The sequence below is a fragment of the Vibrio sp. NH-7 genome (genome assembly GCF_053643215.1).
The window spans coordinates 2,903,427-2,927,256 of the sequence record NZ_CM132187.1 but is presented as its reverse complement, the minus strand read 5'-3'; the positions used below and the strand labels follow the sequence as shown (position 1 = coordinate 2,927,256).

The following is a 23,830-nucleotide window of genomic DNA, read 5'->3' as shown; positions in this document are numbered from 1 at the left end:
GTACACGATAGGTAAATAACCAAGGACTCTCCCTTGCAGGCTTACACGAAAACGTTAGTTCAAAGACTTGATAACCTAAACCAGCAACGTACTGAACGTGCGCTGGCTCTTATGGATTTGCAAAGTCAGCGTGTATTCCACCTTATTCCTACCTTACTGCATTTCAATCATCCGGTTATTCCCGGTTACTACGATGATCACGTTCCTTACGGCATTCGCCAATTTGAGTTTAATGATGTTCAGCGTCAGTTTGTTGATGACACCGAGCTGACGATAGGTCAATCATTAGCAACTAGCGAAACGCCGGCCATACTTGGTCTATACACCATGGGCAGTACATCCTCGATTGGCCAAAGCACTTCAAGTGATTTGGATATTTGGGTTTGTGTGTCGCCGGACATGGATAAGGATGCACGAGAGTCTCTGACCAACAAATGCCTATTGATTACCGATTGGGCACAAACTCAGGGTGTCGAAGCGAACTTTTTTTTAATGGATGAGGAGCGTTTTCGTTCCAATCATTCGGAAGAGATGACGGGCGACAACTGTGGTTCATCTCAACACCTGTTGTTACTTGATGAGTTTTATCGTAGTGCGGTGCGCCTTGCTGGTATGCGCCTACTATGGCAAATCGTTCCTCCAGAAATGGAAGAGTGTTATGACGATTACGTTCACGATCTTTGCAACAAAGGCTACATTGACTGCTCACAGTGGATCGATTTCGGTAAATTGAATCGTATTCCAGCGGAAGAATATTTCGGCTCTAACTTGTGGCAGTTGTACAAAAGTATCGACTCGCCTTATAAGTCGGTGCTGAAAGCCATTTTGCTTGAAGCATACTCTTGGGAATACCCGAATACTCAGCTATTAAGCCTTGATACTAAACGTCGTTTTTTTGCTCATGAGCCCGATCTCTATGGTATGGACGCGTATTACTTAATGCTTGAGAAGGTGACCCGATACCTAGAACGTATTGGTGATGATACTCGTCTTGATTTGGTTCGCCGCTGTTTCTATCTGAAAACGCATGAGAAATTGTCTCGCGAACCAAGCGTTGGCTCGGTGGCTTGGCGTCGTGAAGCGCTGCGTGACATGGTCAACAACTGGGGATGGGATGACAGCGTCATTCGTGAGTTAGACGATCGCCGTAATTGGAAAGTTGAGCAAGTCAAAGTGGTGCATCACGCATTACTTGATGCGTTGATGCAAAGCTATCGCAACCTGATTCAATTTGCTCGACGCAATGACATCACGTCCGCGATTAGTCCTCAAGACATCAGTATTCTGGCGCGTAAGCTGTATGCGGCATTTGAAGTTCTACCGGGTAAAATTACCTTGTTGAATCCGCAAATCTCTCCGGATTTACACGAGCCCGATCTGACCTTTATTGAAGTTCGTCCTGGACGCACCAATAAACAGGGCTGGTACCTGTACAAGCAGCCGCTTACCCCGCACCGCATTATTGGTCAATCTCCGCTAGAGCATAACGAATACCTCAGTAAGTTAGTCGCTTGGTCGTTCTTTAATGGCATGATTACGGAGTCGACACGTTTGCATTCTGTCGTCCGTGATGCGCATTTAGATATCGACAAGTTCTATCAGATGGTGAGTGATTTACGTAACACATTTTCGCTGCGTAAACGTCGCCCAACGATGCAAGCCCTCGCCAGCCCTTGTGAAATCAGTCAGCTCGCGATGTTCATCAACTTTGAAGAGGATCCAACGGCTCAGCTCGGTGGCAAATCTCTAAAGCTTGATCCAAAGAGCATGGATATTTTCAGCTTTGGACCTGAGCAAAAGTGTCTGGTAGGCAGTGTCGACTTGGTGTACCGAAACTCATGGCAAGAAGTGCGCACGCTTCACTTCAAGGGTGAAACAGCGATGCTAGACGCGCTGAAAACCGTACTAGGAAAAATGCACCAAGATGCGTTACCGCCTGAATCGGTAGATGTGTTCTGCTACAGCAAGAACTTGCGCGGCGTGATGCGAAACATGGTTTACCAACTGCTTGCCGAGTGTATCGATTTACGTTTGAAACCGGTGGAACAAGAGAAGCGTCGCCGTTTCAAAGCGTTGCGTATTGGGCAGCAAACCTACGGCTTGTTCTTTGAACGTCGTGGCGTGTCGGTACAAATGCTTGAAAATTCAGTCGACTTCTACCGCAGTATCTCAACGAATAAACTGAAGGGTTCGCCGCTGCTGATGCTCGATAAAGAGCAAGATCATCCGTTGCCAGAAATCGTTGATGGATTCGCCAGTGAAGGTCTCGTTCAGTTCTTCTTTGAAGACAACGAGCAAGGTTTCAATATCTATGTGTTAGATGAGTCGAATCGGGTTGAAGTTTATCACCAGTTTAGTGGCGAAAAAGATGAGATGATTGCGAGTGTAAACGGCTTTTACACGTCGTCTCAGGATGATAGCCAGGTTGCATCTAAGTTTATTAATTTTAATTTGCCGCAGTACTATCAAATCGTTCGCCCAGAAGAGGGTGAAGCCTATATCGTGCCATATCGCAGCGATAGTGCAGGTTGTCCCAAGCCAAATAGAATTGTAAATGCGTAAAAAAGGCCATCATCGTGATGGCCTTTTTTGATGTACTGGTGGGTTTATTCCCACTCGATCTCTTCCGCACAGTGCTTTTCACATTCTTGCTTTACCATCGCAATCAGCTCTAAGCCTGTTTTAGAACAGATCCATTGATCATTTTGCAGAGAAAAGTGGAAGCCGCCAGACTTAGACGCCAACCAAACCTCTTTCATTGGCTCTTGGCGGTTAATGATAATCTGACTGCGGTCTTCAAACTCGAGCGTCATCACGTTGCCAGACGTTTCATAGTCGATGTCCGCACCTGAATCATCAATCATTTCTTCGATGATTTGCATTTTTACATCCACCAACTGATGAAATTCAGTCTCGTTCATCCTATCTATCCTATTGCTTTTCCTGAGTGTGGTGCGATTATAGGGGGCATTGATGAAATAATCACGATAGAACCGATGAAAAAATCAATCTTAGCGCTGTTTGTCGTCTCCGTACTGGGTTTGGCTGGTTGTGGCCAAACAGGTTCGTTGTACATGCCAGATGAAGCGCCTCAAAATGAACAATCTTCATAATAATGACTAAGTAATATCAGAATATAAGGGAAAGCACTTTGGATTACTTCAACTATCAGGATGATGGCCAACTCTGGGCCGAGAACGTCGCATTGTCTGATTTGGCTCAGCAGTACGGAACCCCATTATACGTATACTCTCGAGCAACGCTGGAGCGCCATTGGAACGCTTTCGATAAATCGGTTGGTGACCATCCTCACCTTGTCTGTTACGCGGTGAAGGCGAACTCAAACCTAGGTGTTTTGAATGCGTTAGCGCGCATTGGGTCGGGCTTCGATATCGTCTCTGGTGGTGAGCTAGAGCGTGTGATTGCCGCAGGCGGTGATGCAAGCAAGGTGGTCTTCTCTGGGGTGGGTAAAACCGAGCAAGAGATGCAGCGCGCGCTTGAGCTGGGTATTAAGTGCTTTAATGTTGAATCTGAACCTGAGCTTGAACGCTTGAATAAAGTCGCGGGACAGCTCGGTGTCAAAGCGCCTATCTCTTTGCGTATCAACCCTGATGTCGATGCCAATACGCACCCTTATATTTCTACTGGTTTACGTGACAACAAGTTTGGTATCGCGTTTGACCGCGCTCCCGCTGTATACCAATTTGCTGCGAGCTTAGAGAACCTCGATGTGAAAGGCATTGATTGCCATATCGGTTCTCAGTTGACAGACATCGAACCTTTTATCGATGCAACAGATCGCCTGCTTGCCCTCATTGATGACTTGAAAGAGCAAGGCATTGACATCAAACACCTTGATGTTGGTGGTGGCCTTGGTGTGGTATATCGCGATGAAATGCCGCCAGAGCCATCCGACTATGCGAAAGCATTATTGAGCCGCCTTGATAACCACAAGCACCTTGAGCTTATCTTTGAACCGGGTCGTGCGATTGCCGCGAATGCCGGTATCTTGTTGACCAAAGTTGAATTCTTAAAGCACACAGAACACAAAAACTTTGCCATCATTGATGCTGCAATGAACGACTTGATGCGCCCTGCGTTGTACCAAGCGTGGCAAGATATCGTCCCTGTCGCTCCTCGTGAAGGGGAAGCAAAAGAGTACGACTTGGTCGGGCCAATTTGTGAAACTGGTGACTTCTTAGGTAAAGACCGTCGCTTAGTTTTAGAGGAAAATGACTTACTGGCTGTGCGCTCTGCTGGCGCTTATGGCTTCGTGATGTCTTCAAACTACAACACTCGCGTGCGTGCTGCTGAAGTGATGGTTGATGGCGATCAGTCTCATCTTGTGCGTCAACGTGAAGAGCTGTCCAGTTTATGGGCACTAGAAAACATTCTTCCGGAGTAATTGGACCTGTATGCATTTCCATTTTTCTAAAATGCATGGTTTGGGTAACGACTTTATGGTCGTGGATTGCATTACCCAAAACATTTTTTTCTCGCCTGATCTGATCCGCCGTTTGGCGGATCGTCATACAGGGGTTGGCTTTGACCAACTGCTGGTGGTTGAAGCGCCTTATGATCCTGAAACCGACTTCCACTACCGGATTTTTAATGCCGATGGCAGTGAAGTTGAACAGTGTGGTAACGGCGCACGCTGCTTTGCCCGTTTTGTCCGAATGAAAGGATTGACGAACAAATACAGTATTAGCGTGAGCACAAAGAAAGGCAAAATGGTGCTCAATATTGAAGAGGATGACCAAGTCACCGTCAATATGGGTGTGCCTGAGTTTGAACCAAACAAGATCCCATTCAAAGCCAAACAAACGGAAAAAACCTACATTTTACGTGCCGAAGACAAAACGCTTTTCTGTGGCGCTGTGAGTATGGGTAATCCGCATGTGGTGACCGTGGTGGATGATGTCGCCACCGCCGATGTGGAAACCTTAGGACCACTGCTTGAGTCTCACGAGCGTTTTCCTGAGCGGGTCAATGCTGGCTTTATGCAGGTGATTAGCCGCAACGAAGTGAACCTGCGTGTTTACGAACGCGGTGCGGGTGAAACACAAGCGTGCGGCAGTGGTGCGTGTGGCGCCGTCGCAGTCGGTGTTGTTCAAGGTTTGCTGGATGAACATGTCACAGTACATTTACCAGGTGGCGACTTAAAGATCAGTTGGAAAGGGCCGGGTAAACCTCTGTTTATGACAGGACCTGCGACTCATGTTTTTGATGGGCAGTTGAGCTGCTAAATCACACAATCAAGGAATCAACGTGTCTCAAATTGAAGCGGACGCTCTGACGGAAGAAGTCATTGCAGAATACTTACGTGACAACCCCGATTTTTTTCTGAGTCGTCGTGAGTTAGTGGACCGCCTTGCGCTACCCCATCAAGAGCAAGGAACGGTGTCGCTTGTACATGTACAATTGAACCGTCAGCGTCAACGTATTGAAGAGCTCGAAGAGGACATCACTTCGCTGATGTCGCTTGCTAAAAGTAACGATCAAACCTTCCACGAGTTTATGGCTCTGCAGGAGCAAATCCTAAAATGCGATTCGTTGTTGTCGGTTGTTAAAGCAATTGAAGAGATGGCAAAGTCTTTAGGTTTGGTCGCGTATGTGCGTCTACTGGAGTCTGAATCAAGCTACTACTCATTGGCGAAAGAGTCCTACTTGCGTTTTGCTACCAATCATTTGAATGGCAAAGAGGCTTACTTGGGGCGCATGCGCAAAGCGGATCGAGAGCTCCTATTTGGTGACAACCATCGCGCACCAGAGATGGGCTCTTATGTCGTGCTACCATTAAAGAGAAAGTCGTTACAGGGCGTATTGGCGTTTTCCAGTACCGATGGTGGGCACTTCCAACCGCATATGGATACTCTTTTCTTACGCCATTTAGCGTTGGTGCTTTCTCATTTAATTGAGTCTCTTCCATGGCAATGTGAACAAGATGAGCGAATCAGCAACACCTCTTCCTAATGGTCTACAAAAGCCCCTTGAACGCTTCTACGAATATCTACGAAGTGAGAAGGGGTTAAGTCTCCACACTCAACGCAACTACAAGCAGCAACTTGAAACCATGGCGCAGCACCTCGTACAACTTGGTCTGAAAGATTGGTCTCAAGTTGACTCTGCGTGGGTAAGACAGTTGGCGAGTAAAGGCATGCGTGATGGCATGAAGGCGAGCAGCTTAGCCACGCGACTCTCTTCTTTACGCAGTTTTTTCGATTTTCTTATTTTGCGTGGAGAGATGAGCGCGAATCCCGCCAAAGGCGTGTCTGCTCCGCGTAAGAAGCGCCCATTGCCGAAAAACCTCGATGTCGATGAGGTGGGGCAACTGCTCGAAGTGAACGAAGACGATCCGTTGTCGATTCGCGATCGCGCCATGATGGAAATGATGTATGGAGCAGGCCTTCGTCTGGCGGAGCTCGTGAGCATCAATGTGAAAGACGTCAGTTTTTTCTCCGGTGAAATTCGTGTCGTTGGTAAGGGCGACAAAGAACGTAAAGTGCCTTTTTCTGGCATGGCGTCTGAGTGGGTCGGCAAGTGGATGAAAGTGCGTGGAACCTTGGCAAAATCCGATGAGTCCGCGCTTTTTGTGTCTAAACTCGGTGTGCGTATTTCTCATCGTAATGTTCAAAAGCGGATGGCAGAGTGGGGACAAAAGCAGGCAGTCGCCAGTCACATCAGTCCACATAAACTGCGCCACTCTTTCGCAACCCATGTTTTGGAGTCGAGCAACAACCTGAGGGCCGTCCAAGAGCTTTTAGGGCATGAGAATATCTCGACGACGCAAATCTATACCCACCTAGACTTTCAACATCTAGCAGAAGTGTACGATCAAGCCCATCCACGAGCGAAAAAACGGAGCAACAAGGAATGATTTTTTATCGCCAACTTGGCCCGATTCAGGCAATGACATTTGATTTGGATGATACCTTGTACGACAACCGTCCGGTCATTCGTCAGGTGGAAGCCAAAGCGATGGCGTGGCTGCATCAGCATCATCCTGTCTCTGCGACACGTTCTTCTGATTGGTGGCGAGCGATAAAGCGTCAGGTGCTCAGCGACGATGCTTGGCTAAAAAATGATGTAACGGCTTGGCGATATCAACAGATCCTAACCGGATTGATGGAACTGGGTTACAGCCAAGCGCAAGCAGATTTAGCCGCCAGTGAACTGATTGAGCGAGTGCTGGAATTTCGCAGTGATTTTACCGTTCCAGATGAATCACATCAGGTGTTGGCTCAACTTGCGTCAGTGATGCCGCTGGTGGCAATCACGAATGGCAATGTGGATGTCGATAAGATTGGCTTAGCGGGGTATTTTTCGTTAATTCTAAAGGCGGGTCCTGATGGTTATGCGAAACCGCACCCGCAACTTTTTGACAAAGCGGTGCAATTTTTAGATTTGCCTCGCGTTTCGATATTGCATGTTGGCGACCATGTTGTTACGGATGTTTTGGGCGCTAAAAACAGTGGATTATCCGCTTGTTGGTTCAATGACCAGTTTCAATCCATCTACGACCAGCCTAGAGCAACAACTTTGCCCGATGTCGAGGTGAAACGATTGCAAGACTTACTACTTTTGAGTGAGATTTAGGCACATTCTTACAAAATAATCGCTTTTCATCTGCCGAGACATAGATTAGGTTATATTCAGAAGAGATCTCATTATATCAACGTCTTAGGCTTATAGAATGCGCACTTACTCCGCGCTGGTTTTTGACAACCAGCAATTGATGACGTTTATCAATCAACTGCCCAAAGGATTAGGTAGTTCGAATTTAGTACAAATATTGTCGACTCAACCAGCGACGATCGCGTCTCGATATGCGGCTTATATCAAGCAAGTTCTCCCTGACAGCGAAGTGATTGGGCATAGCACTCGGCATGTGGTGTATGAGAGTCAAATTCATCATGGTGGGACGTTGATTTGTGTCGCTCAATTTGAACACACGCAATTCTCTTCTTTTTCTCTCGATCTGAATGATGACCCAGAGCAAGATGCCTGCACGGTCATTGAGCAGTTGGCGATTAATCAGAAGTCCAAAGCGATCATTAGCTTCTCTCACGTTACCAACAGTTGGGACTACAACCTGTACCAAGCGTTAGGTAAGCGATGCGATGTACCAATCTGTGGTGGATTGGCTGCGTCGGTGAATGGACGTAAGGAGTGGTTGCTGCATGGTGTGAAAACGTATCACAAAGGGGCGGTATTTGTAGCCTTACACAGTGAGGTGCTGCAAATTTGGCGTAATGCGTTTTCGGAGTGGAATACCATTGGTAGCCCTTTATGCGCGACCAGTGTTTCAGGCTCAATCTTACACACGATCAATCACAAACCTGCGCATGAGGTTTATCGTGATCGCTTAGCGGACGGTCGAGAGTTGAGTTTGGAGCAGATGCTGAGCTTTCCACTGCAACTGACGAATCAACAAATCTGTATTCCCACGGCCATTTACCCAGACGGCAGCATTGAGTTCGATAAGCCGATTGAACTCGGCGATGAGCTGCAATTGTGTTACAACCACCCCTCACTGACATTGGAGCAAGTTGGGCATGATGTTCGCAACTTAGCTCAGTTTAATCCGCAAGCCATTTTTATCTATAACTGCGAATCTCGGCTCGAATTCATCGAAGGGATGAGTGAAATCAAACCCTTCGATAAGTTTGAATCTTGTAACGGCTCTTATTGTATGGGCGAGCTTTTCAGAGAGAAGCATCAAGATGTGTTGCACCATAGCATGACTTATCTTGCCCTCAGTGAAGACTCTCGCCGACCGCCTATCGACCTTTCAGAACAAACCGAATCGTACCCTATCTCTCCGCTTTTCCACTTAATTCGTTACTCCATTGAGGAGTTGGATGAGGTGCGTCTTGAGATGGAACGCAAGCTCGCCGCGCAAACCGAAAAACTCATCAACAGTTATCGCTTGGACAAACGAACCGGATTGAAAAACCGTGTGGCCTTGCAAGAAGCGCTGAAAGTGGTGGCGCCTGATGAACATGTGATCACGCTTAAGCTGTCAAATTTTCACCAAGTGAACGAGAAGTATGGCTATCAAGTTGCCGATGAACTCATCAGTGATTTGAGTGACCACTTTGTTGACCGTTTGTCGAGCCGTCACGGCTCTGAGATGGTGAAGAGTCTTTACTACATTGGCACTGCGGAATGGGCGATCGTCTTTCACTCTCAGCAACCGAGCGATTTGATCAAACAGGAGTTCTCTCAGTTTGCTGATCAGATAGAGCACATCAACTTTGAGCCATATGGTCTACCTGATGTCGACTACTTATCTGTTTCGATTATCGGTGGGATTGCGAGTGTGGCGGATTTTCCTGATGTAACGGGGGATGAGCTTCTACTCAAAGCGATTGATGCTAGGCGCCGTGGTAAAGAGCGCAACACCCACTTTATGAACGCGCGCGATTGCGGCACGACGATGGAAGAGCACCAAGACCGATTAGGTTTAATGGGCAGTGTCAGTCGAGCGATTCTCAATCAGCGGATTATTACTTATAGCCAGCCGATCTTTGCTGCTTACAGTCGCGAGCAAATTTCCCAAGAATGTTTGGTGCGCATTGAAGACGATGGAGAGATCATTTCCCCAGGACGTTTTTTACCGATCATCGAAGGGACGCATCTTTACACGCGCTTGAGCCGATACATGATGACTTCAACGTTAGATTTTATGGCGGATAAACAGGAGTCATTTTCCATCAACTTATCGCCACAAGATATGTTGAGCGATCGAACGCTCTCGATATTGGAACAAGCGGTGAGAAAGCTCAATGATCCAAGCCGACTAGGGATAGAGGTGCTTGAGTCTGAGCAAATCAAAGACTTTGCGCGGATGGCCGAAGTGTGTGGTCACTTCAAGAAAATGGGCGTGCGTATCTTGGTCGATGATTTTGGATCGGGCTACTCCAATATCGATGAAATCATTCGTCTAGAGCCCGATGTGATTAAGCTCGATGGCAGCTTGATTAAGACCATTGATGTCGACAACAAGCAGCGCCAAATCACGGGGCAGTTGGTGCAGTTATGCCAAGTACTGAATGCCAAAACAGTGGCGGAATTTGTTCATAACCCGAAAGTGTGCCAAATCGCAGAAGACTTAGGTGTCGACTACCTCCAAGGTTTCCACTTGGCTGAGCCGACACGCTTATTCTAATTGGAGCGGTAGGGATGACCGCTCTTATCTGCTTTGAACACCCGCATATAATGGGCGAGGAAGTGGATCAGACTATCAGCTTGGCTCTTCCCGCCCAACTCTCTTATCACCTCCGCCGCGACTTCCAAAGTGCATAGATTGCCTTGCGATTGATTTCGTCTTAGTTGATAGACAGAAGCGTGAGAAGGCGTGATGTGGACTAAGGGGATATCCGCAAGCCACGCGCTTTTTCTCAGCATCTTCTTTGCTTCCTGCCACGTTCCATCAAGGATAATAAACAGCGGTATTTTCCCTTCTAGCGTGGCTTGATCTTGCGCGCTACTGACTGGATGGCTTAGGTCATTGGGAAACAGCAGTACGGGTAAATAGCGTTCATCTTTCAGTAACGCTAGCAATTTCGGGCACGGTGAGGTGCGTTGCCAAACATGTTGGCTACTGCTAGGCAAAGATTTGAGCAACCACTGGCCGGTATTGGTATCGCGCGTGAGCTCATTCTCATGCATCAATAGCGCGATATGGGCATTGACCGACACTTGAGGCAATTGAGCGCAGACGCAGTTATGCAGTAGTCCGCACTCGGGGCAAGGGGTTGAGGCTACCATGTTATAGCGTCACTCCTCCTTGGAATGGGGTTAATCCATCAGAAAACAGCTGAACTTGGCTAATTTCGTCATAGTTTGCAGTAGGAGCCGTGCTTGGGTTTAGTGGGTAGCTAATGCCATCGTACTGCATCACATGCTGGTTAGGCACCGCGCCGCCGCCACTCACAAACAGCACTAAGTCTTGCCATTGGTGATGCGTTTTCTTGCCTAAGTTAATCGGTGTTTGCACTAGCGTAATGCGGCTATTGAAGCGCCATTTTTGTTGATGGCTCTCAAACACTAGTAGGGTGCAACCGCCAGAACCGCACCAATCGAGTTGCGCTAATAGCTCTTGGTTACCATCTCCATTGAGATCGTAGGTGAGCCAGCGGTAGCGAGTCCCTGTTGGATCGGTTTTATGCTGTTTGAAATATTCGCGCAGCGCCTTGTCTACGGCAGGATTGTACTGGTCGCTGGAGGGGACTTTATCCGCAGAAAGCGAACGTTGGTTGGTAATCGTCTCAGTGCTGGAGGTGGCTTTGGTTTTAAATAAGGTTAAGCCGCCATTGGCAATATCATAGACTACGTCACCGACCTTTTCTTGTTGGGTTGATAGCTGGTAGCCATCACGCAGATACAAACGCTCTGACAGCAAAGGTTGTCCCTGTAAGTGAGTGCCTACAACCTGTACTTGCTGGGGAGAAAGCTGCTGCCAGTAACCTTTTTCGACAGTATCGGCATCACCGCTTGGGTAACGATAGACGGTGGCGGCAGTGTGGTCGGGGTTCAAAGTTAAGGTGACGCTGAATGGGTTACTTTTTACCGCTTGGGCTTGGTAGGTGGCGACCCAGTCCTGCGTAGCATCTTGGTTCGCGAGGGTTGCGCAGCCATGATAGGTTTTGTTGTCGAGCGTGAAGGTCGATGTCCAACCGTAAAGACTGTCACTCATGCCATCGACACAGCTCTGTTGCTGCAATTCCAAGTTGCCACGTTTAAAGGTATAGCGGCGGTTTTCCATCTCGATGCGACTGGAAGTGATGGCCAACGATTGAACGGGCTTGCCGATCTGGCTGAACGTCAGTTCGCCTTGGTTAAATTTAACTGACCATGATGGCTCAGTGCCAAATGCGTGTGTGGACTTCAATGGTCGATCGCAGCGGTTTGGGTTTTCCGCACTCAGCAGGTTGACTTGATCAACGACAAAGCGCGCGGGGTAATCGGAGGCGAAGCCATCTTTGCCTGCTGGGGCAAGGTGGCCGATCACTTCACCATAAAGGGGTTCGTAGGGAGCTCGGACCAGAGTGAGTCCTTGATTAAAGCGGTCACGAGGAAGGTCGAGCCAATATTGCTGCTGACTGCCACAGGGCGTGATTGAGCTGACTTCATGCCCTAGCACCACCTGGCCGCGCATCACGAAGGTTTGCGGCTTGATTGACGTTGGGTTGCTCAGCGTTGCCGTCGGCTGCGGTGGCGTCTCTGGCGTCGTAGCACTCATCGAGCAGGCTTGGAGTGTCAGTAAAGTCGCCAGTGCGACTGGGTTTTGCAACGCCTTCATGCTATATCTTCCTCATACGAAATTCATCGGAAGCTATTATGGCATATTGGTTATTTAAAACTGAACCGGACACCTTCTCTATTGACACTCTTCGCACACAAGAGACCTCTTGTTGGGAAGGGGTACGCAACTATCAAGCAAGAAATATGATGCGTGATGATGTCAAAGAGGGAGACTTAGTGCTGATTTATCACTCCTCGTGTAAAAAGGTGGGAGTTGCGGGTATCGCGAAAGTGATTCGAGAAGCTTATCCAGATCATTTTGCCTTTGACGCTGATAGTGATTATTACGATCCGAAGTCTACGCCAGAAAACCCTCGTTGGGTGATGGTTGATATTGAGTTTGTCCGTAAAACCGAACGCGTCATTCCGTTGAGTGTGTTGAAAACGATGCCAGAGCTCGAGAATATGCCTTTAGTTAAGCGAGGTAATCGCTTATCGATCATGCCGGTAACAGATCAAGAGTGGCAGGCCATTTTGGGAAAGGAGAAATTGCCAAGCCAGAGGGATGCAAGGTAAGTAAAGCGGAGAACGTGAAAAAGGCTGCCAGTGGCAGCCTTTGACTTTGTTATTAGATAAGATGCGCTTTCAGGTAGTGAGCGACGGCGTCATCGGCGTTGCTACCGATAACTTCATTGTTTGGTAGCACATCCATCACTTTGTGGTGAGAAGTCCCCATCACAAGCCCTTTTCCTGCCATTGAAAGCATTTCGACATCATTCATGCCATCACCAAAAGCAATGCAGTTATCGAGGGTAAGCCCGCGAGACTCTGCGACCGCCTTTAAAGCTTCGCCTTTGGAGACATCCGCAGCCATAACTTCTAAACACCAAGGGGTAGAGAAAGCGATGTTGAGTTGATCACCGAAGGTTTCGCGAAGTTTATTTTCAAAGACGACTAAATGGTCGTGATCCTGCTCTGGATGGGTAAAGAAGATCTTAGCGATGCCATCGGTTGGGGCACGTTCCGCGTTAAAGCGTTTGTAGGAAAAACCAGATTCGCTGTGGAATTTTGCCAACATTTCATCGTCACGATCCAACAACCAATCTTCATTTTGGTACATGTGGATAAAGATATCTTGATCCTGTCTGATCACATCGATCACGTCTTGTACTAAGCCTTCTGGTACGTTTTTGCTGTACATCAGCTGATCATTTTGGTCGTGGACGCGAGCACCGTTGGAGGTGATCATATAAGCCGGAATCCCCGCAATTTCGCGAATCCCAGCAACATCTACGTGATGACGACCAGTAGCAAAGATGAACGTCAAGCCCTTCTGATGAAGCTCCTTCAGCGTTTGTTTAGAGAAGTCACTCAGCTGGTGGTTTGGAGCTAGAAGAGTCCCATCTAAATCTGATGCGACGATGTGAAAAGGCGTTTCTTTGCGTGTGTCGGTCATATCACCCTCATTAACAACTATTGGCGACCCGAAATGGGTTAAGCAACCAGTTTACTTGAAGCGAAAGGGGAAAAAGAGGGTAAAGATCACTTCTTGGCTTTTCCTATTTTTGCCGCGGATGCTGCTCGAAGAACATCATCACGGTGTCTAATGCATCATTGCGATACGCATCTTGCTCAAACAGCACCTCATGTCGAGATCCATATAAAATCTTCATCGCACATTGAGTGTTGGTCTTGGCGAGCTTCTTCATAAAGCGGATTTGATCTTGATTGCAGACGATTTGGTCTTCACTCGCTTGCAGCAAGAGCAGGGGTACTTTGATGTGACGGGTCATCAAGAGGCATTGTTTAGAAGCCATTAAGCCTTGCCATACCCAGCGAGTACTGGCGCCACCAATTTGAATCTCTGGCTTTTGATCGTAAAGGGCACGAAACCAGCGATAACGCACATGGCTTTGGCTAAGTAGGTTACCCTCAAACGGTTTCGGGAAGTAGGCCACTTGACCTGGAGCAAAAGTCGGCTTGGGGTAAATGGCGGTGAGTATTTGACCCAATAAGGTGGCGATTGGTTTGATGTGGCCAGGGAGATTCACACCAAACATTGGTGCACTCAACGCCACGGCGTCAAAAGGGTGCTGAGGGTAGCTTTGCACGTAGCGGGTGACGATGTTGCCTCCCATGGAATGACCCAGCAGATAGCATGACTGATAATCGGCTAAGTCAAAGTGAGTGACCATGCGATTGAGGTCTTTTACGTAGTCGTCGAATTCATGCACGTAACCCATTTGCTTATCGTCAATCAGTCGGTCAGAGTAGCCCTGACCACGATGATCATACGAATAGATGTCGTACCCTTGCTGGAACAGGTCGTAAAACAGCTCTTGATACTTCCAAGTACACTCGATTCGACCATTAACGACAACAATCGCTTTGCGATGTTCAGGCTTGGTCAACTTGACCCAGAAAAGTTGGGTTTTATCAAAAGATCTCACCATGCCTTCTTCTCTAGAGTGCCATAGCTCAGCAATTCGACCATTGATTGCTTGCTCAAAATTCGACTCTTGAGTATAAGAAGCAGTAATGCTAGAGCTCGAGTTATTCATGGATTTTGTTAGCCTGAAGGGGTTTTGGTAAAACACAGCTAGATTATGTGTGGCTAGGTGCATTTAGTCGAGAGGAAAACACAATGGATATACATGTTTGGTTAGCTTATGTGGTCACAGCGATCGTTTTTAGCTTGGCGCCGGGCTCTGGAACCGTTAACTCTATCAGTAACGGCTTGAGTTACGGTACACGTAAGTCCGTAGCGGCTATCGCAGGGTTACAGATTGGCTTAGCTATCCATATTATGCTCGTTGGCGCCGGAATCGGTGCCTTGGTGGCGCAGTCCGCTTTTGCGTTCTCGGTGATCAAGTGGGTAGGCGTGGTTTATCTTGTTTGGCTTGGCATTCAAAAGTGGCGAGATTCAACTGGGCTCAATACGTCATCGGTTGCGCAAGAATTATCGGCTTTTACCTTGATGAAAAAGGCGGTATTCATTAACCTTACCAACCCTAAATCCATCGTCTTTCTGGTTGCCCTTTTTCCGCAGTTTATCGATCCGGCTCAAGACCAGGTCTCGCAACTATTGGTATTGGGTATTACTACGGTATTGATTGACTCTATCGTAATGCTAGGTTACACCACATTGGCTTCTCAGATGGGGCGCTTTATTCGCTCGGATCGTATGATGGCGAGAATCAATAAGCTCTTTGGCTCCATGTTTGTGGGCTGTGGAGCGCTTTTGGCGACTGCTAAAGCATAGACGACAGCAAGGACTTGAATGCAACGTATAACGCGCGATACCTATGTGGCTCGTCAGCCGATTTTTAACGCGAAGCGACAAACTTTAGGGTATGAGTTGCTGTTTCGTGACGGCGAAAAGAATGCTTACCCCAGCCACATCGAATCGAATCGTGCGACCTACAGGTTGATTGTCGAAAATTTTTTATCGCTGGGCACCAACCCAGCGATTGACACTTCTCGTTGCTTTATTAACTTCCCTCAAGAGAGCTTGATACGTGGCTTACCTATGGTATTGCCTAAGGACAAGGTCGTTATCGAAGTGCTGGAAACTTGCACGCCCAATGATGAGCTCTACCTTGCGGTCAAAAAGCTCAGCCAAGCCGGTTACTTAATTGCACTTGATGATTTTGTTTACAGCGCTGAGTGGGAGCGCTTTTTGCCCTTTGTGCAAATCGTTAAACTCGACATCATGGCGATGGGGCTTGAGTCCGCCTGTGACTTTGTAAAAGAGCGCATCGGCAAAGGGGTAAAACGCCGTTTTCTTGCCGAGCGTGTTGAGACCGAGGCGGAGTTTCTGACCACGCGTTCAGCAGGTTTTAGTTTTTTTCAGGGCTACTTTTTTGGTAAACCTGAAATCACTCGTAAAGGCTATTTAAGCCCAGAACAGCTGATTGCTATGGAGCTGTTTAAAGAGGTCTGCCAACCGGAAGTGGACTTCGTCAAGATAGAGAAAATTGTCGCTAAAGATGTGTCGCTGTCTTATCAATTGCTCCGTTTTGTTAATACCATGTCTGATCGTTTGGAAGTGTCCATCTCTTCCTTTCGCCAAGCGCTGATTTACCTTGGCCAAGATAAACTCAAAATTTTTGTCTCTTTAGCGGTGGCCTCGTTTGTTTCGACAAGGAAACCCAAAGAGCTCTACAACCTGTCACTGCAGCGCGCTCAGTTTTGTCAGTTGATGTCGAATGACAACCCATTCAATGAATATCGGGATCAGGCGTTTCTTATTGGTCTGTTCTCGATGCTTGATGCGCTCATCGATGTCTCGTTGGATGAGCTGGTGGAACAACTCCCTTTGTGTTCATCTATCAAGCTTGCACTCCTTGAGCGACAAGGGCCTTATGGTTTACTGCTCAAGGTTGAGGAGTGCTATGAACGCGCCGATTGGTATGGCATTAAAGAGGCGTGTCATCAGCTTAACCTCTCCGTTGACGATATCATGCCTAAAATCTCTGCTGCACAGCGCTGGAGTCAAGACATCAATCGCGTGGTGTAATCTACACCGCTTCGCCTTTCCCATTTCAGTCAGTATGAAATTTTTATGACACTGCCTCGCGTGTGTTGATCTCTACGCGTAAATAAATAAAGATATGCGCATATCCATATATGAGTATGTTTTATATGTTACCGCATCAGTTTTTCAAACTATTGTCCGATGAAACACGTGTTCGCAGCTTATTGTTGATTGTACGTGAAGAGTGCTTATGCGTCGGAGAACTCACCGAAGCGCTGCAAGAAAGCCAACCTAAAATTTCTCGCCACCTTGCCCAGCTGCGTTCAAACGGCATTTTAGTCGATGTGAGACAAGGACAGTGGGTGTTCTATCGCTTGGCCTCGGATCTGCCGGGGTGGATGAATAAACTGATTGATGATCTTGTTGCTTCAAACTGCTTGAAGGCGGAGTACCAACAAGACCTAGAACGATTACACGCGATTCAGGCTCGTCCTGTTTGCTGCCAATAATAGACAATGGAAGAGATAGCATTATGACGATTAAAGTAGGCATTAACGGTTTCGGTCGTATTGGGCGTTTGGCATTGCGCGCCGCGTTTGACTGGCCAGAGCTAGAATTTGTTCAAATCAACGACGTTGCAGGAGACACCGCAACATTAGCACACCTGCTAGAGTTCGATTCTGTACAGGGGCGTTGGCACCACGCTGTGACCGCAGAAGGCGATGAGATGATCATCGATGGAAAGCGCATTCAAACGTCGCAGCAGCGCGATATAGATGCGATCGATTGGTCTGGTTGCGACGTAGTGATTGAAGCAACAGGAGTTCATCGCGAAGGTGTTTTCCTCAATAAGTACTTAGAGCAAGGTGTGAAGCGTGTAGTCGTTTCTGCGCCGGTTAAAGAAGAAGGTGTGGCTAACATCGTGGTGGGTGTTAATGATGAAATCTTTGACCCAGCCGTACACAAAATTGTCACCGCGGCATCTTGTACTACCAACTGTATCGCGCCAGTTGTGAAAGTGATCAATGAGAAGCTTGGTATTGAAAACGCCTCTTTTACTACCATTCACGATCTGACTAACACCCAAACCATTCTGGATGCGCCGCACAAAGACCTGCGCCGTGCTCGTGCTTGTGGTATGAGCCTGATTCCAACAACGACGGGATCTGCAAAAGCGATTGTCGAGATTTTCCCTGAGCTCGAAAACCGCATCAACGGTCATGCAGTCCGTGTACCGTTAGCGAATGCTTCCCTGACTGACATCATCTTTGAAGTCAAACGAGATACGACGGCTGAAGAAGTTAACGCGCTGCTTAAACAGGCGTCAGAAAATGAACTGGCTGGCATTCTTGGCTATGAAGAGCGTCCACTTGTCTCGATTGACTACAAAGGCGATCAGCGCTCAACCATCGTGGATGCGTTATCAACTATGCTCGTTGGCAAACGTATGGTGAAGATCTACGCATGGTATGACAACGAAATGGGTTACGCGACACGTACGGCTGAGTTGGTCCGTAACGTGGGCATGGCGTAAGGGGGATAAGATGACAGATTCTGTTCAGATTCACCCGACATGGCAACTGGATGTTGATGCTGGTGCGTTAGTACTGACTCCTTGTCCTGGTACTAAAGGTGTGGAGCTCGAGGCGTCGCTGCAGCAGCTTAAAGAGCAAGGCGTTGCCGCGATTGTGACTGCGCTAGATGACGCCGAGCTTGCTAGCAAAGAGGTCTCTGAGCTTGGGACTTTGACCAAGCAGTTGGGAATGCAGTGGTTTCAAATAGAAATCGAAGATGATTGTGCCCCTGATGAAGACTTCGCTGCGAAGTGGCAAGCTGCAAGCCCTGAACTTCATAAGATCGTCGATAACGGCGGTAAGGTTGCGATGCACTGTATGGGTGGCTCGGGTCGTACTGGGTTGTTTGCCGCTCATCTATTGCTAGAAAAGGGTTGGCCGCTAGAAAGCATCATCACTCAAGTTCAAGCCCTTCGCCCAGGCGCGTTCACTAAGCCTGTTCAAGTTGAATACATTACAGCGGTTTCTACGTTGTAAGGCATTGGAGCAGAGCTTTTGGAACATGGGTGTCCGAAAGCTCTGTGAACCGCACATTTGAGGATTTCACCTTATGTTCTCTACTCTCAGCAAGAGCGTGCGTCAATATATGTTGGTGACGTTCAACTACTGGAACTTCACCATTACTGATGGCGCACTGCGTATGCTAGTGGTGCTCTATTTCTACGATTTGGGTTACAGCTCGCTAGAAATCGCCTCGTTGTTTTTGTTCTATGAATTTTTTGGTGTGGTGACAAACCTCGTTGGTGGTTGGTTGGGAGCTAGGCTGGGCTTAAACAAGACCATGAACCTCGGGCTAGGGATGCAAATTGTCGCGCTGGCCATGTTAGCGGTGCCTAGTGGTTGGCTGACGATTCCTTGGGTCATGGCCGCTCAGGCACTGTCTGGGATCGCCAAAGACCTCAATAAAATGAGCGCCAAAAGTTCGATTAAAACTTTGGTGCCAGACGAACAGCAAGGCGCGCTGTATAAGTGGATTGCAATCCTCACTGGCTCGAAGAATGCACTGAAAGGCGCAGGGTTCTTTGTCGGCGGCTTGCTTCTCTCTACCATTGGTTTTACCTATGCGGTGTTGACCATGGCGGCGGTGCTGACTCTGGTGTTTATTGGTAGTGTTCTCAGCTTAGAAGCCAATCTGGGCAAAGCGAAGACCAAGCCGAAGTTTAAGCAAATTTTCTCTAAGTCTGAGTCGATCAACATTCTCTCGGCGGCGCGTATGTTCCTATTTGGTGCTCGTGATGTGTGGTTTGTCGTGGCACTACCCATTTATCTCGGCAGCGTTTTTGGTTGGGATCATTCGTGGGTTGGAGGATTTCTTGCAGCTTGGACAATTGCTTATGGTGTTGTTCAGGGCGTTGCGCCCAAGATTACCGGCAAAGCACAAGGCAAAGTGCCCGATGGTCACGCCGCAATGCTTTGGGCTGGTGGATTAGCGATAGTCACCGCATCGATTGCTTACGCTGTTCAGATTGGCTGGCAACCTGAGTTCGTGATTGTCGGGGGATTGATGATTTTTGGGGCGATTTTCGCCGTCAATTCGTCACTTCACTCTTATCTAATCGTCAGCTATGCGAAAGGTGATGGTGTCTCTTTGGATGTAGGTTTTTACTACATGGCCAATGCCATGGGGCGTCTGATTGGCACGATTTTGTCTGGTTGGGTGTTCCAAATGGCTGGACTCGCAGCGTGTTTGTGGGTCTCGTTTGCCTTCTTAGCGCTGACCACGCTTATTTCACTTAAGCTACCGAAAGTGAATCAAGTCGCGACGGCGTAAACGCAACCTCCGACCTTCTCATGACTAAAAGCTGACCAAGCTTATACCTTGGTCAGCTTTTTTGTTGCTATATTCAGAGGGTTATAACACTGAGGTTGAATAATGAGAGAACGTGTCCAGTTTTTTGACTTGCTGCGCTGTGTGGCGGCTGTGGCTGTGATTGCCATCCATGTGCTAGCGCCGTATCGCCATGAACTGGGAGTCATTCCTTTTGACGAGTGGTTTACGGCTGTTGCAACAAACGGAGTGACACGTTGGGCTGTTCCTGTGTTCATTTTGATCTCCGGCGCTTTGATGTTGAGTGATAAGCGACCTTTTGATCTTCACTACTATGTCAAGCGGCGTTTAGGGAAGGTTTTGGTGCCGTTTCTTGTTTGGTCGCTATTTTATGGTTATCTCTCAGGTTGGACAGCCAACGGTTTTGACGCCAAAGTTTCCCAAGAGGTTCTGCTCAATAGCCCTCAGCATGCGACCTACTATCACCTTGGTTTCTTTTACTACTTTATCCCGCTCTACTTTGTGATTCCCATCTTCCAATGGGTAGTGAAGCGCGAAGATGATACGCCACTATATTTGTTCACCGTCCTTTGGTTAGTTACAACGCTGCTTTACTTGATGGGGATTGATGGGGTTTGGAGTCATGAACTCTGGCTCTATAGTGGGTACTTACCACTTGGCTATATTCTATGGCAGAGAATACCGCTAACCAAACGCAGCGTAGCGCTAGTGAGCTTGCTTGGCTGCGCGGCGTTAGCCATTACGGTTTATATGGTGGTGACCAATAGCCTGGCAGCAGATAAATACACGGTTGGTCGCTGGTTGTCCTATAAAACGCTCAATGTAGTTGCGGCGGCGAGCATGGTCTTTATGCTTTGTCGATACTTTGGTGAAGGGTTATCTGAGCGAGCTCAGCACGTGATTAGTTTTATTAGCCAGCACAGTCTCGGGATTTATATTCTTCATCCTATCTTTTTATGGCCAATGAAAGAATATGCTTGGTATCAGGGGCACCCAGGTTGGGTGATTCCGGTGTGGATTGTGTTGAGTGGCGGAGGAGCACTGTTTACCAGTTGGTTGTTGTCTCGCTCCGCTAAAACAAGATGGTTGCTTCCTTAGTTAACGCTTCAGCGCAAAGTGCAGGAATTTGTCACCTTGGTAGGTGAGTGTGCCTTTGTCTCCAGGGTTAAGTGCGTGGTAATAATGGATGCCAATTTGGAATTCACGCTTTGGCCCCAAACGCCCTTTCTGAACGTATATCCAATATTCTTGGTCATCTTGCCCTGGCGCTGGGTCCTCAATTTCAATCGCTTGCTTATCCAAAACGGTCACTTCAGCCGTTTGCTCTGGAGCTCCTTGCCCTTGAATATGCTTACTAAAAAAACGCTGGAATGCCCAAGCACTCACTAAAATGAACACAAGAATCGCAACAATCAGTGTGATTGGCATGATGAGATCTCCCTTCTAATGTTGGCTATTCTAGCGGTTATTTGTATTAGAGATGAGGCTTGGCGCAATTGAGTGATAAGTTGGTGCGTATCTTGAATGATTTATTAGACGCACATCACAAGGGATTCAGAAAATTGTCAGTATCCTGATATAGCTAGTAATTGATTCCTTTACATTAATTTACTAGGGGAACAATTTTGTCCAGCAATGAAAAGGGAGATAATAATTCGCAGTGACTGTAAGAACAAAGGCTAACCAAGAGTGGAGACTCGAAGTTGTAAAAGGCTTTGTTTTGCCCCTAAACTTTACTAGCGATGGAGGGAAGCCATGTCTGATATAGAGAAAGTTGTTATCCGCACACGTAAGTTGGAAAAGCTGCTTCGTACCCAGTATCACGCGGAAGGCAAAGGACTTCATCAACTTATCACCAGTTGTGAAGAGCGATTGCCTCACGATGTCATAAGTAAGCTGCGCTATATTGCGACCATTCGCAATAAAGTTGTGCACGAAGAAGACTACAAACTCGATAGCCAGAGAGATTTTTTGACCACGTGCGATGAGTGTGAAAAAGAGCTGACTCCGCGTAGCAGTCGTTTTGTATGGCGGGCGGCTATCACCTTGATGACACTCATCACTGTCGCGGCATTATTTTTCTATTATGCACATTGGGATGTTTTATCGAAGCATTTACAATAAACGCCAGAAAAGTGGGACATTTTAGGGTTGGAGAGTAATTAGACGCGTGTCTAGTTATTGAACTGAATCTGATCGTTTTATCTGCTTTATAACAAAAAGGGACGCGAAAGCGTCCCTTTTTGTTTTCTGTAATCTGACTAGTACATCATCGGCAGCGTCATTAGGCCAACAACAACCGCGATCATTACAAGTCCTTGTTTTTGTGAAGAAGTAATCATAACACTGCTCCTTAATAGTGATGTTTAACTCTATGCTTTTTAGAATAGCAATGTTTTTATGGTTTGATCAAGTTTTTCTTTACTTACTGCTTAAAAAATCAATTTTAAACTTGTACTTATGGGTTTATTTAGGCGTTTTTTCAATTTTAAATCGTTACTTTTGAGCTGGTTTTTATTTGTTCTTATATCATTGTTTTATTTTTAAGTTGCTGTTTTAAATGAAAAATAATCCTTCTTTGTTTATGTTAATAAAAGGTTTGTTGTTCTTTTGGGGCTTAGTGGTCTTCTGGTGTTGATATTTTAGAGTTTGTTGTTAGTTTTGTTGGTGTTTTCTTGGTGGATGAGAATTGATGTCATTATTGGGTTTGTTCCATTAGAGTATGAGTGATAAAACTGGAAGTAAAACGAGAGGGAATGGTGCTGTTGGATTTTGTGTTTTTTTCTTAAGTTTTTGTTTTTAAGGTCAATTTATCTTGTTTTGCTTGTTTGTTTTTTCGTTGGTCAAGGAGGATTTTGTTACTATGCTATGTTTTCATCCTTGTAGGTGTATAAAATGGTTTTTTTGGGGTTTTTAAACGGCTGGTGCTAGCCCTGACCTGACATTGCAGATAGAAATGCAAACGTGTAGAAGCATAATCGAGATCCAAGTTTTACTTTCCCACTCTGGACATATGAAGTGCCCTCCCTACACTAGCGACTCAGTTTAAAAGAGGTGGTCGCATGTGGAGTTGGCTTTCAGTCGCACTATCAGGTTTTATTAGTATTTCTGCCAGTGAAAGCAATCAGAAGATGCAAGCAGCGGTGTTTAAAACACTGACAATGTTCATGCTGGTGGTCATGCTATGGAGCCAAGAAAGCTTGGTTGGGCTTGCTGCATGGTGGGTGACGCTCGGGCTTATCATTTCTGCGCTCGCGGACAGTCTCTATCTCTTTAATAAGCACAAGCGACTCTGCTTTTCGGCGTACATCGGCGCTCAGCTGTGTTACAGCACTTCTTTTTGGCAGCAGTTGTCAGGGGAAATTGTGTGGTGGTTACCAGCCATGCTTCTTGCCATTGGTATTGTGGTGTTTTTCCTAATGCTACCTAAGATCGATAAACTGATTTTCCCCGTTGTGATCATGGGGATGATGCTGCTGCAGTTGAATTGGGCTGCGGGAGAAGTTTGGTTGTTTTCAGGCACCGTGTCTGGCTCACTTGGTTTTCTTGGTACCATCATCCTGACACTTTCTGCAGGCTTGCTTGCGGTTCATGATTATCGACATCCGATAGCCTTTGGCCGTTATCTCATATCTGGTAGCTACTTACTGGCGCACGCTTTGATTACCGCTTCTTTGATTATCTAAAGTCAAAGTTCTTTTCTCTGGTTACGATTATGCTTTGCCGCAATGCCATTGTCGG

The 23,830-nt window shown here is 47.1% G+C and carries 24 protein-coding genes; 18 read left to right on the top strand and 6 right to left on the bottom strand.

Features of this window, described 5'->3' with window-relative positions; genetic code table 11:
- The first annotated feature begins 33 nt into the window (after nucleotides 1–33).
- Nucleotides 34–2,562 carry a class I adenylate cyclase gene (locus tag ACUALS_RS13620; protein ID WP_038190177.1) on the top strand — a complete coding sequence of 843 codons (2,529 nt, stop codon included), beginning with the start codon at nucleotides 34–36 and terminating at the stop codon, nucleotides 2,560–2,562.
- A gap of 44 nt (nucleotides 2,563–2,606) precedes the next feature.
- On the opposite strand, the gene cyaY is transcribed toward ACUALS_RS13620, so the two are convergent.
- Nucleotides 2,607–2,921: an iron donor protein CyaY gene (cyaY, locus tag ACUALS_RS13615; RefSeq protein WP_005475593.1), complete on the bottom strand. Its 315-nt coding sequence runs from the start codon at nucleotides 2,919–2,921 to the stop codon at nucleotides 2,607–2,609.
- A gap of 75 nt (nucleotides 2,922–2,996) precedes the next feature.
- On the opposite strand from cyaY, the gene lptM reads away from it, so the two are divergent.
- The 7 genes from lptM (at nucleotide 2,997) to ACUALS_RS13580 (ending at nucleotide 10,171) form a co-directional block, all read left to right on the top strand.
- Nucleotides 2,997–3,113, top strand: a complete 117-nt coding sequence (gene lptM / locus ACUALS_RS13610) for an LPS translocon maturation chaperone LptM (RefSeq protein ID WP_005475620.1) — start codon at nucleotides 2,997–2,999, stop codon at nucleotides 3,111–3,113.
- A gap of 38 nt (nucleotides 3,114–3,151) precedes the next feature.
- Entirely contained in the window at nucleotides 3,152–4,405 is a 1,254-nt protein-coding gene (gene lysA / locus ACUALS_RS13605; RefSeq protein ID WP_038140639.1) for a diaminopimelate decarboxylase, read from the top strand.
- A gap of 10 nt (nucleotides 4,406–4,415) precedes the next feature.
- Entirely contained in the window at nucleotides 4,416–5,246 is an 831-nt protein-coding gene (gene dapF, locus ACUALS_RS13600) for a diaminopimelate epimerase (RefSeq protein ID WP_038140637.1), read from the top strand.
- Nucleotides 5,247–5,268: 22 nt separating this feature from the next.
- Nucleotides 5,269–5,973, top strand: a complete 705-nt coding sequence (locus ACUALS_RS13595) for a DUF484 family protein (protein WP_005475618.1) — start codon at nucleotides 5,269–5,271, stop codon at nucleotides 5,971–5,973.
- Entirely contained in the window at nucleotides 5,945–6,877 is a 933-nt protein-coding gene (gene xerC / locus ACUALS_RS13590; protein ID WP_454448527.1) for a tyrosine recombinase XerC, read from the top strand. The genes ACUALS_RS13595 and xerC overlap by 29 nt, the downstream gene beginning before the upstream one ends.
- Nucleotides 6,874–7,596, top strand: a complete 723-nt coding sequence (yigB, locus tag ACUALS_RS13585) for a 5-amino-6-(5-phospho-D-ribitylamino)uracil phosphatase YigB (RefSeq protein WP_005475646.1) — start codon at nucleotides 6,874–6,876, stop codon at nucleotides 7,594–7,596. Before xerC ends, yigB begins: the two co-directional genes overlap by 4 nt.
- A gap of 97 nt (nucleotides 7,597–7,693) precedes the next feature.
- Nucleotides 7,694–10,171, top strand: coding sequence for a bifunctional diguanylate cyclase/phosphodiesterase (locus ACUALS_RS13580; protein WP_039627826.1), 2,478 nt, complete (start codon nucleotides 7,694–7,696; stop codon nucleotides 10,169–10,171).
- Here ACUALS_RS13580 and ACUALS_RS13575 read toward each other — a convergent pair.
- Nucleotides 10,168–10,773: a tRNA-uridine aminocarboxypropyltransferase gene (locus ACUALS_RS13575; protein ID WP_454448526.1), complete on the bottom strand. Its 606-nt coding sequence runs from the start codon at nucleotides 10,771–10,773 to the stop codon at nucleotides 10,168–10,170. The genes ACUALS_RS13580 and ACUALS_RS13575 overlap by 4 nt on opposite strands.
- 1 nt (nucleotide 10,774) lies before the next feature.
- Nucleotides 10,775–12,307, bottom strand: coding sequence for a COG3650 family protein (locus tag ACUALS_RS13570; protein WP_454448525.1), 1,533 nt, complete (start codon nucleotides 12,305–12,307; stop codon nucleotides 10,775–10,777).
- A gap of 38 nt (nucleotides 12,308–12,345) precedes the next feature.
- On the opposite strand from ACUALS_RS13570, the gene ACUALS_RS13565 reads away from it, so the two are divergent.
- The gene (locus tag ACUALS_RS13565) at nucleotides 12,346–12,825 is read left to right on the top strand and encodes an EVE domain-containing protein (protein ID WP_454448524.1); all 480 of its coding nucleotides are present in this window, start codon (nucleotides 12,346–12,348) and stop codon (nucleotides 12,823–12,825) included.
- A gap of 52 nt (nucleotides 12,826–12,877) precedes the next feature.
- Here the strand turns inward: ACUALS_RS13565 and ACUALS_RS13560 are convergent, their stop codons facing one another.
- Both ACUALS_RS13560 and ACUALS_RS13555 read right to left on the bottom strand, forming a co-directional pair.
- Complete coding sequence (locus ACUALS_RS13560) at nucleotides 12,878–13,705, bottom strand: Cof-type HAD-IIB family hydrolase (RefSeq protein ID WP_454448523.1); 828 nt, start codon at nucleotides 13,703–13,705, stop codon at nucleotides 12,878–12,880.
- Between the two features lie 103 nt (nucleotides 13,706–13,808).
- Nucleotides 13,809–14,810, bottom strand: coding sequence for an alpha/beta fold hydrolase (locus ACUALS_RS13555; RefSeq protein ID WP_454448522.1), 1,002 nt, complete (start codon nucleotides 14,808–14,810; stop codon nucleotides 13,809–13,811).
- Between the two features lie 83 nt (nucleotides 14,811–14,893).
- Here ACUALS_RS13555 and rhtB point away from each other — a divergent pair, with 83 nt between their 5' ends.
- The 7 genes from rhtB to ACUALS_RS13520 all read left to right on the top strand — a co-directional run bounded on the left by rhtB (nucleotide 14,894) and on the right by ACUALS_RS13520 (nucleotide 21,187).
- Entirely contained in the window at nucleotides 14,894–15,511 is a 618-nt protein-coding gene (rhtB, locus tag ACUALS_RS13550) for a homoserine/homoserine lactone efflux protein (RefSeq protein ID WP_038140619.1), read from the top strand.
- Between the two features lie 18 nt (nucleotides 15,512–15,529).
- Nucleotides 15,530–16,768, top strand: a complete 1,239-nt coding sequence (locus ACUALS_RS13545) for an EAL and HDOD domain-containing protein (protein ID WP_454448521.1) — start codon at nucleotides 15,530–15,532, stop codon at nucleotides 16,766–16,768.
- A gap of 125 nt (nucleotides 16,769–16,893) precedes the next feature.
- The gene (locus tag ACUALS_RS13540) at nucleotides 16,894–17,235 is read left to right on the top strand and encodes a metalloregulator ArsR/SmtB family transcription factor (RefSeq protein WP_454449262.1); all 342 of its coding nucleotides are present in this window, start codon (nucleotides 16,894–16,896) and stop codon (nucleotides 17,233–17,235) included.
- 23 nt (nucleotides 17,236–17,258) lie between these two features.
- Nucleotides 17,259–18,260 (top strand): ArsJ-associated glyceraldehyde-3-phosphate dehydrogenase, encoded by a 1,002-nt coding sequence (locus ACUALS_RS13535; RefSeq protein WP_005475641.1) that lies wholly within the window; start codon nucleotides 17,259–17,261, stop codon nucleotides 18,258–18,260.
- A 10-nt stretch (nucleotides 18,261–18,270) separates the two neighbouring features.
- Nucleotides 18,271–18,777, top strand: coding sequence for a cyclin-dependent kinase inhibitor 3 family protein (locus ACUALS_RS13530; protein ID WP_454448520.1), 507 nt, complete (start codon nucleotides 18,271–18,273; stop codon nucleotides 18,775–18,777).
- 73 nt (nucleotides 18,778–18,850) lie between these two features.
- Nucleotides 18,851–20,071: an organoarsenical effux MFS transporter ArsJ gene (gene arsJ / locus ACUALS_RS13525; protein ID WP_005475591.1), complete on the top strand. Its 1,221-nt coding sequence runs from the start codon at nucleotides 18,851–18,853 to the stop codon at nucleotides 20,069–20,071.
- Nucleotides 20,072–20,173: 102 nt separating this feature from the next.
- Nucleotides 20,174–21,187, top strand: a complete 1,014-nt coding sequence (locus tag ACUALS_RS13520) for an acyltransferase (RefSeq protein WP_454448519.1) — start codon at nucleotides 20,174–20,176, stop codon at nucleotides 21,185–21,187.
- On the opposite strand, the gene ACUALS_RS13515 is transcribed toward ACUALS_RS13520, so the two are convergent.
- The gene (locus ACUALS_RS13515; protein ID WP_038140609.1) at nucleotides 21,188–21,517 is read right to left on the bottom strand and encodes a DUF2500 domain-containing protein; all 330 of its coding nucleotides are present in this window, start codon (nucleotides 21,515–21,517) and stop codon (nucleotides 21,188–21,190) included. It lies immediately after the preceding gene.
- A gap of 327 nt (nucleotides 21,518–21,844) precedes the next feature.
- Here ACUALS_RS13515 and ACUALS_RS13510 point away from each other — a divergent pair, with 327 nt between their 5' ends.
- Both ACUALS_RS13510 and ACUALS_RS13505 read left to right on the top strand, forming a co-directional pair.
- On the top strand, nucleotides 21,845–22,213 hold the full coding sequence (locus ACUALS_RS13510; protein ID WP_005475608.1) for a hypothetical protein: 369 nt from the start codon (nucleotides 21,845–21,847) through the stop codon (nucleotides 22,211–22,213).
- Nucleotides 22,214–23,151: 938 nt separating this feature from the next.
- Nucleotides 23,152–23,775, top strand: coding sequence for a lysoplasmalogenase (locus ACUALS_RS13505; RefSeq protein ID WP_005475639.1), 624 nt, complete (start codon nucleotides 23,152–23,154; stop codon nucleotides 23,773–23,775).
- Nucleotides 23,776–23,830: the final 55 nt, after the last annotated feature.